This is a genomic window from Pseudomonas cyclaminis (assembly GCF_015163715.1).
Lineage (GTDB): Bacteria > Pseudomonadota > Gammaproteobacteria > Pseudomonadales > Pseudomonadaceae > Aquipseudomonas > Aquipseudomonas cyclaminis.
In genome coordinates this window covers 22,590-35,607 of the sequence record NZ_JADDUM010000031.1, presented here as the reverse complement: position 1 = coordinate 35,607, position 13,018 = coordinate 22,590, and the positions used below count along the sequence as shown (strand labels likewise).

Sequence of the window (13,018 nt, the reverse complement as noted above, 5' to 3'; positions counted from 1 at the left end):
TTGCCGAAAACCCGCTCCGGCAAGATCATTGCGCAGGATTTTGCGCAAAACGCCTGCAACGAGCTGGACAGCCTCGGCGATACCTCGACCCTTGCCGACCCCAGCGTCGTGGACGGCCTGATCGACAAACGCCTGAACCGCTAGGAAACCCTGAGTCGCCATGGAATTTATCCGCAGCCGTATCGAAACCCAACTGATGAGCCTCACCGGCTTGTCACTGGGCCAACTGGACCTGGAAAACCCCAAGGGCGATCCCGGCCTGTTCGGGCCCGACTCGGTCAGTTGGCAAGTCCATGGCGACTTCAGCAGCATGCTCATCGGCGGCATCAGTGCGTTGATGCTGCAAGCCCTGCATCCTCTGGCCCTGGCCGGTGTGTGGGACCATTCGAACTTTCGCCAGGACATGCTCGGGCGCCTGCGACGCACTTCGCAGTTCATTTCCGGCACGACCTTCGGTTCGCGCAAAGATGCCGACTGGCTGATCGAAAAAGTGCGCACCATTCATTTGCAGGTGGTCGGCCATGCCCCGGATGGGCGGCCTTATGCGGCAAGCGACCCGGACCTGCTGACCTGGGTGCATGTAGCGGAGGTGAGTAACTTTCTCGCCGCCCACTTGCGCTACCGCAACCCGGCTCTTTCCGGGCCCGACCAGGATCGTTACTACAGTGAGATCGCCCTGGTGGCCGAACGCTTGGGCGCGCGGCATGTACCGCGCTCACGGCAGGAAATTTCCGATTATCTGGAACGTGTCCGTCCGCAATTGCTGTGCGACGAACGCAGCCGCGAAGTGCTGCGCCTGCTGCTGAACGCGCCCTCGCCCAGCACGTTGGCCAAGCCGTTTGGCGCCTTGATGATGCAGGCCGGAATCGACCTGCTGCCGGACTGGGCCAGCGCCATGCTCGGTCAGCAGCAGAACCCGGTGCAACGCCAGATGATTCGCGCCGGGGTCAAGCGCAGTGCGCCGTTGCTGCGCTGGGCGATGCGCAATGGTTCGGTACAACGGGCACACCGACGGATGGGGTTGATGTAGGCAAGGCCCTATAGCTGTTAAACTTCGCGCCCTCATTTACAGCCAGGCGCGCTCCATGTCTCCCTTGAATCAGGCGCTGCGCGCCGCCCTCGATCATCGCCAAGACCTGATCAGCGAGCTGCACGCCCAAGGCACCGATTGCTATCGCCTGTTCCACGGCAGCCAGGAAGGTGCCGGCGGCCTGACCATCGACCGCTACGGCCCGCAGTTGCTGGTGCAAAGCTTCCACCAGTCGCTGGAAACCACAGACCTGCTGGACCTGCATCAACTGATCAACCAGTACCTGGGCCTGGAGTTGCTGCTGGTCTACAACGACCGTTCCCGTGGCAACTCGCGGATCGACCGCGAAGACACGGTCTATCGCGCCGAACCCGCAGCACTGGAAGACCTGGTCGGCCACGAATGGGGCCTCAATTACCGTGTGCGCGGCCGCCATGCCGGTCAGGATCCTCTACTGTTCCTCGACCTGCGCAATACACGCGGCTGGGTCAAAGAGCACAGTGCCGGCAAAAGCGTGCTGAACCTGTTCGCCTACACCTGCGGCGTGGGCCTGAGCGCCGCGGCCGGTGGCGCGAGTGAGGTGTGCAACCTGGACTTCGCTGAAGGCAACCTGGCCGTCGGGCGTGAAAACGGTCTGCTCAACCCACAACTGCCGAGCATGGCGTTTGTGCAGTCCGACTACTTCCCGGCGATTCGCCAACTGGCCGGGCTGCCGATCACCCAACGGCGCGGGCAGAAACTGCCGAGCTACCCGCGTCTTGAACAGCGTCAGTATGACTTGGTGCTGCTGGATCCTCCGGCCTGGGCCAAGAGCGCCTTCGGCACCGTCGACCTGTTGCGCGACTACCAGAGCCTGCTCAAGCCCGCACTGCTGGCCACCGCCGACAACGGCGTGCTGATTTGCTGCAACAACCTGGCAAAAGTCAGCATGGAGGATTGGCGCGAACAGGTCCTGCGCTGCGCGGAAAAAACCGGGCGGCCAGTGCGCGACTGGCAAATCATGACACCGGGGGCGGATTTTCCTTCACAGGATCAGCAGCCACCCCTGAAAACATTGATACTCCAGCTGTAGGACACGTCGCAAAGCCCCGGCTCTTCGGAACCGAAAACCCGTGCCATACTCCAAGGCACTCCTGTTCGATATAGATGGCGCCGCCCCATGCCCAAAGGATTGATTCGCGCCACTGGCGCCTTGTTGACTGCCCTTGCCCTGTACAGCTTGCTGGGCTTTTTGATTCTGCCGGGCATCGCCCTTCGCATTGCCAACCAACAACTGGCCAATTACGCCACGGTGCCGGCGCGGATCGAGCGTATCGAGCTCAATCCGTTCAGCCTGGAAGTCACCGCATGGGGCCTGAAGATTGGTGAACCCGGCAAGGAACAGGTGGGTTTTGAGCGCCTTTACGCCAACCTGCAGATCGACAGCCTGTGGACCCGCGCACTGCATCTGGCCGCTGTGCAATTGGATCAGCCCAAGACCGAGCTGCTGTTCGACAAGTCCGGCCAATTGAACCTGGCGCAGTTGTTCAAATTGCCTGCGAGCGAACCCTCCCCCGCCGATCCCGACGCCAAGCCGTTCCCACTGCGTATCGACAGCATCAAGCTGGCCGGCGGTTACGTGCACTTCCAGGATCTACGCCCCAGCGAACCAATCGAGTTTCTCTACAACAAACTCGACTTTGAGCTCAAGAACCTCAGCACCTTGCCTGAAGACAACGCCGACATGACCCTGGTCGCGGCAGGCCCTGAAGGCGGGCAGATCGATTGGAAAGGCAACTTCAGCCTGGTGCCGATCACATCCGAAGGTACGCTGAAGGTCACTGACGGCAAGATGAAAGCCTGGTGGCCGTATGTGCGTGACGCGCTGCCCCTGGTCCTGGAAGACGGTGTGCTCAACTTCAGTACCGACTACAAATTCAGCCTGGCCAAAGAAACCGAGCTGAACCTGACCAACACCGCCGCCAGCATCGCGCCGTTCGCCATCAAGGCGCCGGATGGCCGGCCGTTGGCGCGCCTGGAGCGCCTGGACGTCAGCGAGACCACAGTGGACCTGGCCAAGCAGCAAGTGGTGGTCGGCAAGATCCGCAGCAACAAACTGGAAACCTGGGCCGCCCGTGAGGCCGATGGGCAACTGGACTGGCAGAAACTGTTCGCCAGCCAACCGAGCAAGCCAGCCAAGGCGCCGGAGCCTGCCACGGCGCCCGCCACCGCCGATTCGCCAAAGCCTGCACCCGCTGCGCCAAGCAAACCTTGGCAGGTGCTGCTCAAGGACGTGCAACTGCGCAACTATCAAGTGCACTTGGCCGACCGACAGGTCAAACCGGCGGTAGCGCTGGAGCTGGGCCCGCTGAATGTCGATGTGCAGAATTTCGACAGCCTCAACCAGAGCCCCTTCACGCTCAAGGTCGACAGCGGCCTGGGCAAGCAAGGCAAGATCCAGGCGACCGGCGACGTCAACCTCAACCCGGTCAGCGCCAGGTTGAAGGTCACCACCAAGGACATCGACCTGCGGGTCGCTCAGTCCTATATCAGCCCATTTATCCGTCTTGAACTGCGCAGTGGCATGCTCGGCAGTGACCTCGACGTGAACCTGAAAAGCACCGACCCCCTGGCGCTGCAGATTACAGGGCGGGCGCAGGTTGACCAGTTGCACACCTTGGACACCCTGAAGACCCGTGACTTCCTCAAGTGGCAGCGTCTGGTCGTCGAGGGCCTGAACTATCAGCACGGCAACAGCCTGTCGATCGACAAGGTCAACCTGCTGCAACCCTATGCGCGATTCATGATCAACGACGACCGCACCACCAACGTCGACGACCTGCTGATCCCGCAGCCGGCCGACACGGGTGCCAAATCGGCGGCCAAGCCTGCTGCGAGCAAGGATAAACCCCTGGGCATTCGTATCGGGCAGATTGCTATCAACGACGGCTCGGCCAACTTTGCCGACTTCAGTCTTACACCCAACTTCGCCACTGCCATTCAACAGCTCAACGGACAGATCGGCACGATTGACAGCCGTCTGGCCAAACCGGCCAGCGTCGATATCAAGGGCAAAGTGGACCGCTACGCGCCGGTGACGATCAAAGGCAGCGTGAACCCGTTTGACCCCATGTCAGCACTGGACATCGCCACCAGTTTCAAACGCGTTGAGCTGACCACATTGACGCCTTATTCAGGCAAGTTCGCCGGTTTCCGTATCCGCAAGGGCCGCCTCAACCTCGACCTGCACTACGTGATCACCAAAGGCCAGTTGAAGGCCGAGAACAAAGTGGTGGTCGAGCAACTGCAACTGGGTGAGAAGGTCGACAGCGCGGATGCCGTGGACTTGCCGATTCGCCTGGCAATCGCCTTGCTCAAGGACACCGACGGCAAGATCTCGATTGAGCTGCCGGTTACTGGCGACCTGAACAACCCGCAATTCAGCGTGATGCCGATTGTGTGGCAGACCCTGCGTAACCTGGTGGTCCGTGCAGCGACAGCGCCGTTCAAGTTTATCGGCGGGTTGGTCACCGGTGGCGGCTCGGAGGACTTGGGCAATGTATCCTTCGCCCCGGGTTCCAGCGAGTTGAGCAAAGATGCCGAGAGCGCGCTGAACACACTGGCCAAGGCACTCAAGGAACGCCCAGCCCTGCGCCTGGAAATTGAAGGCACAGCGGCTGCCAGCAGCGACGGCCCTTTCCTGGCCGCCGAACGCCTGGAACGCGAATACCAGTACAACTACTACAAAATCCTCCAGCGCCGCGGCGATAAAGTCCCGGCTCAAGCGTCGTTGCTGGTCGTTCCGGAAAGCGAAAAAGCACCGTTGCTCGAAGGCATCTACCGTACCCGCGTGAAGCAACAGCCACCTGCGGAGTGGAAAGACCTGAGCCGCGATGACCGGTCTGCCAAGCTGCGTGACGGCGTGATCAAGTTCTGGAGCAACAGCGACGTGCTGCTGCGTCAACTCGGCCAGGATCGCGCCAGCACCATCAAGGATTACCTGGTGGACAAGGGCCAGTTGGAAGACGACCGCGTGTACTTTATTGATGCCAACCTGGGCCAGGCGGAGAAAGATGGCCGTGTGGTAACGCTTATGCACCTGGATGCCGAATAACCTGGCCCAATAGAAAAGGCCCCGACACAAGTGCCGGGGCCCGGTTGACCACATCCGTGTGGTCGGTCGCATGAACCTTAGAGGTGCATTGAGTGGATATCTAGCTCACTCGTGGCCGCCGCTTAAGTCAAACGAACTGTCTGGCGTTACTCTGCTTTCAGGCCATCGGCCGAGACAGCTTTAACGCCTTTGATTTTCTTGGTAATCGCTACAGCAGTGTTTTTCTGCGCTTCAGTAACGGCTACAGTCGACGACAGGGAAACCACGCCTTTGTTGGTTTCGACCTTGATGTCGGTGCCAGGGATGCCCTTTTCGGTAACCAGGTCAGCTTTTACCTTGGTGGTGATCCAAGTGTCGCTGGTGGTTTCCTTCGCGTCATGGGCCGCGCCTTTGGTTTTGTCGATGCCGTCTGCTTTGGTAGCACCGCCGGCCATCAGGCCATCCGCGGAAACAGCAGTGACACCCTTGATCTTTTTGGTGATCGCTACAGCAGTCGCTTTCTGTGCGTCAGAGATAGCAACTGTCGAGGACAGGGAAACCACACCTTTGTTGGTTTCAACCTTGATGTCCGAACCAGGAATGCCCTTTTCAGTCAGCAGGTCGGATTTAACTTTGGTGGTGATCCAAGTATCCGAAACGCTTTCCTTAGCCTTGGTAGCTTCGCCAGCCGCCAACGTCATAGGGGCTTGGGAAGTCTGAGCAAAGGCTACGTTAGCACCCATGGCCAGAGTCAGAGCGGTAGCAGTAGCGAGAGCGAACTTCTTCATACGAGTAACTCCTGTTTTATTAAAAGTCTGCAGTACGTGAACCTTGATGCTGCAGCGTTAACAGGGATATTGCAGGCAGTGTGCCAAGTCGCAAAACCCAATTAAACCCTTATAAAACAACAACTTATGAATATGGCATATTTCCGGAATCGTGCAACTTGCATGAAGGCCGTCGTGCCTGCATGCAAGTTGCGGCTTTTGCAGTGGGCTAAACGGCTGATTTCACTTCACTTTCCCACGCTCATAAAAAAAGGACCCCGAAGGGTCCTTTTTTTCAGCTTAAACCTGCGGGTAATTAAACGCCCGAAGCCTTGGCTGCTGCTACGTCCTTGATGGACAGCTTGATACGGCCGCGGTTGTCCACGTCGAGTACCAGCACTTCCACTTCCTGGCCTTCTTTCAGAATGTCGGTCACTTTCTCAACACGAGCGTCGCTCAGCATGGAGATGTGAACCAGACCGTCTTTGCCAGGCAGGATGTTGACGAATGCGCCGAAGTCGACGATGCGCTCAACCTTACCGACGTAGATCTTGCCGATCTCGGCTTCAGCGGTGATACCCAGAACGCGCTGACGAGCCGCTTCAGCCGCTTCCTTGGTTTCGCCGAAGATCTTGATCGAGCCGTCGTCTTCGATGTCGATCGAAGCCTTGGTTTCTTCGCAGATCGCACGGATGGTCGCGCCACCTTTACCGATAACATCACGGATTTTGTCGGTGTCGATTTTCATCGCGATCATGGTCGGAGCATTTTCCGACAGCTCAGTGCGCGACTGGCCGATGATCTGGTTCATCTGGCCGAGAATGTTCAGGCGCGCTTCCAGGGCTTGGCCCAGAGCGATCTCCATGATTTCTTCGGTGATGCCTTTGATCTTGATGTCCATCTGCAGCGCGGTAACACCTTTAGCGGTACCGGCTACTTTGAAGTCCATGTCGCCCAGGTGGTCTTCGTCGCCCAGGATGTCGGTCAGGATGGCAAACTTCTCGCCTTCTTTAACCAGACCCATGGCGATACCGGCAACTGGTGCCTTCATCGGTACACCGGCGTCCATCAGGGCCAGGGAAGCACCGCAAACGGAAGCCATGGAGCTGGAACCGTTGGACTCAGTGATTTCCGACACAACACGGATGGTGTACGGGAACACGTCAGCAGCAGGCAACATTGCGGAAATCGAACGACGGGCCAGACGGCCGTGACCGATTTCGCGACGACCAGCGCCACCCATGCGACCACACTCGCCCACCGAGAACGGAGGGAAGTTGTAGTGCAGCATGAACGGGTCTTTTTTCTCGCCTTCCAGGGTGTCCAGCAGCTGTGCGTCACGGGCGGTACCCAGGGTCGCGACTACCAGAGCCTGAGTTTCACCACGGGTGAACAGTGCCGAACCGTGGGTCTTCGGCAGAACGCCGACTTCGATGTTCAGCGGACGTACGGTGCGAGTGTCACGACCGTCGATACGTGGCTTGCCGTTAACGATGTTTTCGCGAACGGTGCGGTATTCGATTTCACCGAATGCAGCTTTGACTTCGCTGGAAGAAGGCTGGCCCTCTTCACCGGACAGCTTGGCAACAACCTGATCCTTCAGCTCGCCCAGGCGAGCGTAACGGTCGGCCTTGACGGTGATGGTGTAGGCGTCGGAGATGGCAGCGCCGAACTCGGAGCGGATAGCGCCCAGCAGTTCGGTAGCTTCGGCTTGCGGAGCCCAGGCCCAAGTTGGCTTGGCAGCTTCGGCAGCCAGTTCTTTAACCGCGTTGATCACAACCTGGAATTCGTCGTGAGCAAACAGTACGGCGCCCAGCATCTGGTCTTCGGTCAGCTCTTTGGCTTCCGATTCAACCATCAATACGGCTTCCGAGGTACCGGCAACGACCATGTCCAGGCTCGATGCTTTCTGTTGCTCGTAAGTCGGGTTCAGCAGGTAGCCGGTGCTTTCGTGGAAAGCAACGCGGGCAGCGCCGATCGGGCCATCGAAAGGAATACCGGAGATCGCCAGGGCAGCCGACGTACCGATCATCGCAGCGACGTCCGGATCGGTTTTCTTGCTGGTGGAAACGACGGTGCAGACAACCTGCACTTCGTTCATGAAGCCTTCTGGGAACAGCGGACGGATCGGACGGTCGATCAGTCGGGAAGTCAGGGTTTCTTTCTCGGAAGGACGACCTTCACGCTTGAAGAAACCGCCAGGGATCTTACCGGCAGCGTAAGTCTTTTCCTGGTAGTGAACAGAAAGAGGGAAGAAGCCTTTGCTCGGGTCAGCGGTCTTGGCGCCAACAACGGTCACCAATACGGTAACGTCGTCATCAACGGTAACCAGCACTGCGCCGGAGGCTTGACGGGCGATACGGCCTGTCTCAAGGGTAACGGTCGACTGACCGAACTGGAATTTTTTGATAACCGGGTTCACGGTGTCCTACCTTCTTTGTGGCTCTTGGGGAACTTGTTTTCTTGCGAAATTCTTGGGCAATGTCGGGAATCGGCCCAACCCTTGTCCAGGGGTAAAACGTGTATCCAGATAAAACTTGAGGCTGGGAGCCTACCATGAGCCAACGGGAATCCCGATGACACACGGCAGACAACCAACCTCTAGCGCAATCGCTTATTAGCGACGCAGACCCAGGCGACCGATCAGAGCCTGATAACGACCCAGATCCTTGCCTTTCAGGTAATCCAGCAGCTTACGACGCTGGTTTACCATGCGGATCAGACCACGACGGGAGTGGTGATCTTTACCGTTGGCCTTGAAGTGACCTTGCAGCTTGTTGATGTTGTGGGTCAGCAGTGCAACTTGCACTTCTGGCGAACCAGTGTCACCAACAGCTTGCTGATAGTCAGCAACGATTTGTGCTTTTTCTTGAACGTCGAGAGCCATGAGGCAATCCTTTTTTCAGGAAACCACCCAAAGGGCAGTTTCAACAGGCCAGGGACAAATCCCTGTATCTAAAAATGAGTGTTGACCGTGCCTGTTAACAGCCACACTCGTCCCAGTTTGCGTAAAAGCTACTGCGCTCGGTAATCCTGCGTCAAAAACAGGCTCGGAATGCTCATTAACAGCAGTTAACTCCGCTTCCTCGCCTGTTTTTTCCTTGTCTTACCTTCGCTCGCTACGCTTTTACCACAAACTGGTTCCGGTCATTCTGACCGAATCAGTCTACGCGGCGCGATGCGCCCGTCTTCGCTCACTTCACCGATACCGATAAAGCGACCGTTATGATCCTGTACCCGCACCATGCCGAACTTCGGAGCATCCGGGGCACGTACCGGCTGGCCGTTAAGCCAGTAGAACGCGCTGTGCTCCGAGAAGTGCAGCAACGGCCAATCCAGCAAACCGCTGTCCGATGGCATCAGGAAGCGATCAACCGCTTCATTGCCGCCTTCGGCGTGTACCGCTTCCAACTCTTCCAGCGTGACCGTCTGAGCGAGGCTGAAAGGTCCGGCCTGGGTGCGTCGCAGTTCTGCAACGTACGCGCCGCAACCGAGCTGCTCACCAATATCTTCCACCAGGGTACGGATATAGGTGCCTTTGCTGCAGTCCACGGCCAGGCGTGCGGTTTCACCTTCACAGGCGAGCAATTCCAAGCGCGCAATAGTAACAGAACGCGGTTCACGCTCCACTACTTCGCCCGCACGTGCCAGCTTGTAAAGTGGCTGCCCGTCACGCTTGAGAGCCGAGTACATCGGCGGTATCTGACTGATTTGCCCACGAAAAGCGGGTAAAGCGGCTTCGATATCAGCACGACCAACGGTCACATCGCGAACCTGCAAAACATCACCTTCGGCATCCGCCGTGGTGGTGGTCTTGCCCAGTTGCATCAGGGTTTCGTAACCCTTGTCGGAATCCAGCAGGTATTGCGAGAACTTGGTCGCTTCGCCAAAGCACAACGGCAGTACGCCGGTGGCCAGGGGATCAAGGCTACCGGTATGCCCGGCCTTCTCGGCATTGAGCAGCCAGCGGACCTTCTGCAACGCGGCATTGGAGGTAAAGCCAATGGGCTTGTCGAGCAGAATGATGCCGCTGACGTTGCGACGGATACGTTTGACCTGAGCCACCGCTTACTCCTTGGCGTCTTCAGGTGTGGACGGATGCTGGCTGTCTTCAGCCACGGCGCGCTCGATCAACGCCGACAGGTGCGCGCCACGCACGACGCTTTCGTCGTAGTGGAAGTGCAACTGCGGAACACTGCGCAACTTCATTTCGCGGGCCAACTGCATGCGCAGGAAACCGGCGGCCGAGTTGAGCACCTTGATGCTTTGTGCGATTTCTTCGCTGTTGTCCTGCCCCATCACGGTGATGAAGATCTTCGCGTGACCCACGTCACGGCTCACTTCAACGGCGGTGATGGTGACCAGGCCAACGCGCGGGTCTTTGACTTCGCGACGGATCAGTTGGGCCAGCTCGCGCTGCATCTGATCGCCGATACGTTGGGTACGGCTGTATTCTTTTGCCATGTCTTGTTACCTGTTACTGCCACACGGTGAAACCCGTGGGGTCTGAAAGCGGCAAACGCCCGGCCTGACAAAAGCCAGACCGGGCGTTGCGTTTAGAGTCCGTACGCTGCGCGGGGCATTTGCATGCCCACACGCGACGTGGCTCCGGAAGTGCGCGAGTTAGAGGCTGCGAGCAACCTGAACCTTCTCGTAGACTTCGATCTTGTCGCCAGGCTTGACGTCGTTGTAGCTCTTGACGCCGATACCGCATTCCATGCCGGCACGTACTTCGGAAGCGTCATCCTTGAAGCGGCGCAGGGATTCCAGCTCGCCTTCGAAGATAACGATGTCTTCACGCAATACACGGATCGGACGGTTACGGTACACAGTACCTTCGATAACCATGCAACCGGCGATCGCACCGAATTTCGGCGAGCGGAACACATCACGCACCTCGGCGATACCCAGGATATTTTCCCGAACGTCGCTGCCAAGCATGCCGGTGAGGGCTTTCTTGACGTCTTCGATGATGTCGTAGATGACGTTGTAGTAACGCATGTCCAGGCCTTCCTGCTCGACGATCTTCCGTGCGCCAGCATCGGCACGCACGTTGAAGCCGAACAATACAGCGTTGGAAGCCAGTGCCAAGTTAGCGTCGGATTCGGTGATACCACCGACACCGCCACCTACAACACGCACTTGCACTTCGTCGTTACCCAGGCCATTCAAGGCGCCGTTCAACGCTTCGAGGGAACCACGAACGTCAGATTTGAGGACGATATTGAGCGTCTTCTTCTCTGCCTGGCCCATGTTCTCGAAGATGTTTTCCAGCTTGCCGGCGTGAGCGCGAGCCAGTTTGACTTCGCGGAACTTGCCTTGACGGAACAGAGCCACTTCGCGGGCTTTCTTCTCGTCCGACAGCACGCTCATCTCGTCGCCAGCGTCCGGGGTACCGTCCAGGCCGAGGATCTCGACAGGGATGGAAGGACCGGCTTCCTTGATTGGCTTGCCGTTCTCGTCGAGCATGGCACGTACACGGCCATAGTTCGAACCGACCAGGACCATGTCGCCTTGGCGCAGGGTACCGTCTTGAACCAGAACGGTTGCAACCGGGCCACGACCTTTGTCGAGACGCGATTCAACCACAACGCCACGACCTGGGGCCGATGGGGTAGCTTTCAGTTCGAGTACTTCAGCTTGCAGCAGGACCGCTTCGAGCAGTTCGTCCACGCCAGTACCGACTTTCGCCGAAACCGAAACGAACGGCGTATCACCGCCCCACTCTTCAGACGTCACGCCGTGAACCGACAGTTCGCTACGGATGCGATCAAGATCGGCGCCCGGCTTGTCGATTTTGTTCACAGCAACAACCAGTGGAACACCAGCGGCCTTGGCGTGCTGGACAGCTTCAATGGTCTGCGGCATCACGCCGTCGTCCGCTGCAACTACCAGGATCACGATGTCAGTCGCCTTGGCACCACGGGCACGCATTGCGGTAAACGCGGCGTGACCTGGGGTGTCGAGGAAGGTGACCATGCCGCGCTCGGTTTCAACGTGGTATGCACCGATGTGCTGGGTGATACCGCCGGCTTCGCCAGCAGCTACCTTGGCACGACGGATATAGTCGAGCAGCGACGTCTTACCATGGTCAACGTGGCCCATTACGGTCACAACTGGCGCACGGGAGAACGTTTCACCTTCAAACTTCAGGGACTCTGCCAGGGAATCTTCCAGGGCGGTGTCGCTGACCAGGGTCACTTTGTGGCCCAGTTCTTCGGCTACCAGCTGAGCAGTTTCCTGATCAAGCACCTGGTTGATGGTCGCTGGAGTACCCAGTTTGAACATGAACTTGATGATTTCAGCAGCCTTGACCGACATCTGATTGGCGAGATCGCCAACAGTGATGGTCTCGCCGATCTGCACATCACGCACGACAGGGCCGGTTGGGCTCTGGAAACCGTGGGCGTTGCGCTTCTTCAGCTTGGCCTTGCCGCGACCACCACGACGGAAGCCATCGCTTTCTTCGTCGGTAGTACGTGGGGCAACGCGTGGCGCAGGCGCCTTCTCTTTGACCGAAGCGCGATGCGGAGCGTTTTTGCGCTCGCCATCACCACCACCACCGCGACGATTGTTATCGTCGGCACGTGGTTTGTCCGGACGACGAGGTTCCTCGCGCTTGCGGGCATCGGCAGCAGGTGCTGGTGCAGCGGCAACCGGAGCGGCCTCACGCACAGCTTCTGCAGGAGCGCCAGGCGCGGCGACCGCATCAGTCGAAGCAGTTTGCGCAGCAGCAGGCTGACGGCGCGCTTCTTCTTCGGCGCGACGCTTGGATTCTTCTTCAGCCTTCTGACGAGCAGCATTTTCTACTGCGCGACGTTCATCCAGTTCGCGTTTGCGCTCGGCTTCGATTTCTTCCGGGCTGCGCTGTACGAAGACTTTTTTCTTGCGTACTTCAACGCTGATGCTCTTGCTACCAGCAACACGCAGGGTGCTGGTAGTTTTGCGCTGCAATGTAATCTTGCGCGGTTCTTCCACTTTCGCCTTGTGGCTGCTCTTCAAGTGAGTCAGCAAAGACTGCTTCTCACTATCGCTCACACCTTCATCGGCGGCGGTGTGCGGCAGACCTGCCTCACGCATCTGCTGCAACAGGCGCTCTACCGGTGTTTTGACCTCATCGGCCAGTTGTTTCACCGTGACTTGCGTCAT

Annotated in this window: 10 protein-coding genes; 4 read left to right on the top strand and 6 right to left on the bottom strand. The window is 58.4% G+C overall.

Annotation, left to right across the window (positions count from 1 at the left end; genetic code table 11):
- The 4 genes from IQK56_RS31030 to IQK56_RS04685 form a co-directional block, all read left to right on the top strand.
- Positions 1-144: hypothetical protein (locus tag IQK56_RS31030; RefSeq protein ID WP_193901565.1), on the top strand; the 144-nt coding region annotated here is incomplete at its 5' end.
- Positions 145-160: 16 nt separating this feature from the next.
- A complete protein-coding gene (locus tag IQK56_RS04695; protein ID WP_122307133.1) occupies positions 161-1,030 on the top strand; it encodes an oxygenase MpaB family protein in 870 nt (289 codons plus the stop codon).
- Positions 1,031-1,085: 55 nt separating this feature from the next.
- A complete protein-coding gene (locus IQK56_RS04690; protein WP_193863997.1) occupies positions 1,086-2,102 on the top strand; it encodes a class I SAM-dependent rRNA methyltransferase in 1,017 nt (338 codons plus the stop codon).
- 87 nt (positions 2,103-2,189) lie between these two features.
- Positions 2,190-5,123: a DUF748 domain-containing protein gene (locus IQK56_RS04685; protein WP_193863996.1), complete on the top strand. Its 2,934-nt coding sequence runs from the start codon at positions 2,190-2,192 to the stop codon at positions 5,121-5,123.
- A 146-nt stretch (positions 5,124-5,269) separates the two neighbouring features.
- On the opposite strand, the gene IQK56_RS04680 is transcribed toward IQK56_RS04685, so the two are convergent.
- From IQK56_RS04680 to infB, 6 genes are all read right to left on the bottom strand, one after another.
- Positions 5,270-5,890 (bottom strand): BON domain-containing protein, encoded by a 621-nt coding sequence (locus IQK56_RS04680; RefSeq protein WP_122307130.1) that lies wholly within the window; start codon positions 5,888-5,890, stop codon positions 5,270-5,272.
- Positions 5,891-6,185: 295 nt separating this feature from the next.
- Positions 6,186-8,291: a polyribonucleotide nucleotidyltransferase gene (gene pnp, locus IQK56_RS04675; RefSeq protein ID WP_099584795.1), complete on the bottom strand. Its 2,106-nt coding sequence runs from the start codon at positions 8,289-8,291 to the stop codon at positions 6,186-6,188.
- A gap of 195 nt (positions 8,292-8,486) precedes the next feature.
- Positions 8,487-8,756, bottom strand: a complete 270-nt coding sequence (gene rpsO / locus IQK56_RS04670) for a 30S ribosomal protein S15 (protein ID WP_003176135.1) — start codon at positions 8,754-8,756, stop codon at positions 8,487-8,489.
- A gap of 260 nt (positions 8,757-9,016) precedes the next feature.
- Positions 9,017-9,934 carry a tRNA pseudouridine(55) synthase TruB gene (truB, locus tag IQK56_RS04665; protein ID WP_032884721.1) on the bottom strand — a complete coding sequence of 306 codons (918 nt, stop codon included), beginning with the start codon at positions 9,932-9,934 and terminating at the stop codon, positions 9,017-9,019.
- 3 nt (positions 9,935-9,937) lie between these two features.
- Positions 9,938-10,333: a 30S ribosome-binding factor RbfA gene (gene rbfA / locus IQK56_RS04660; protein WP_003176137.1), complete on the bottom strand. Its 396-nt coding sequence runs from the start codon at positions 10,331-10,333 to the stop codon at positions 9,938-9,940.
- 159 nt (positions 10,334-10,492) lie between these two features.
- Positions 10,493-13,018 carry a translation initiation factor IF-2 gene (gene infB / locus IQK56_RS04655; RefSeq protein WP_150675886.1) on the bottom strand — a complete coding sequence of 842 codons (2,526 nt, stop codon included), beginning with the start codon at positions 13,016-13,018 and terminating at the stop codon, positions 10,493-10,495.

What these genes read in the sequence shown, in the direction of transcription:
- IQK56_RS04680 (WP_122307130.1), bottom strand. Translation starts at nt 5,890, where the DNA reads ATGAAGAAGTTCGCTCTCGCTACTGCTACCGCTCTGACTCTGGCCATG.
- rpsO (WP_003176135.1), bottom strand. Translation starts at nt 8,756, where the DNA reads ATGGCTCTCGACGTTCAAGAAAAAGCACAAATCGTTGCTGACTATCAG.
- IQK56_RS04690 (WP_193863997.1), top strand. Translation starts at nt 1,086, where the DNA reads ATGTCTCCCTTGAATCAGGCGCTGCGCGCCGCCCTCGATCATCGCCAA.
- IQK56_RS04695 (WP_122307133.1), top strand. Translation starts at nt 161, where the DNA reads ATGGAATTTATCCGCAGCCGTATCGAAACCCAACTGATGAGCCTCACC.
- IQK56_RS04685 (WP_193863996.1), top strand. Translation starts at nt 2,190, where the DNA reads ATGCCCAAAGGATTGATTCGCGCCACTGGCGCCTTGTTGACTGCCCTT.
- infB (WP_150675886.1), bottom strand. Translation starts at nt 13,018, where the DNA reads ATGACGCAAGTCACGGTGAAACAACTGGCCGATGAGGTCAAAACACCG.
- rbfA (WP_003176137.1), bottom strand. Translation starts at nt 10,333, where the DNA reads ATGGCAAAAGAATACAGCCGTACCCAACGTATCGGCGATCAGATGCAG.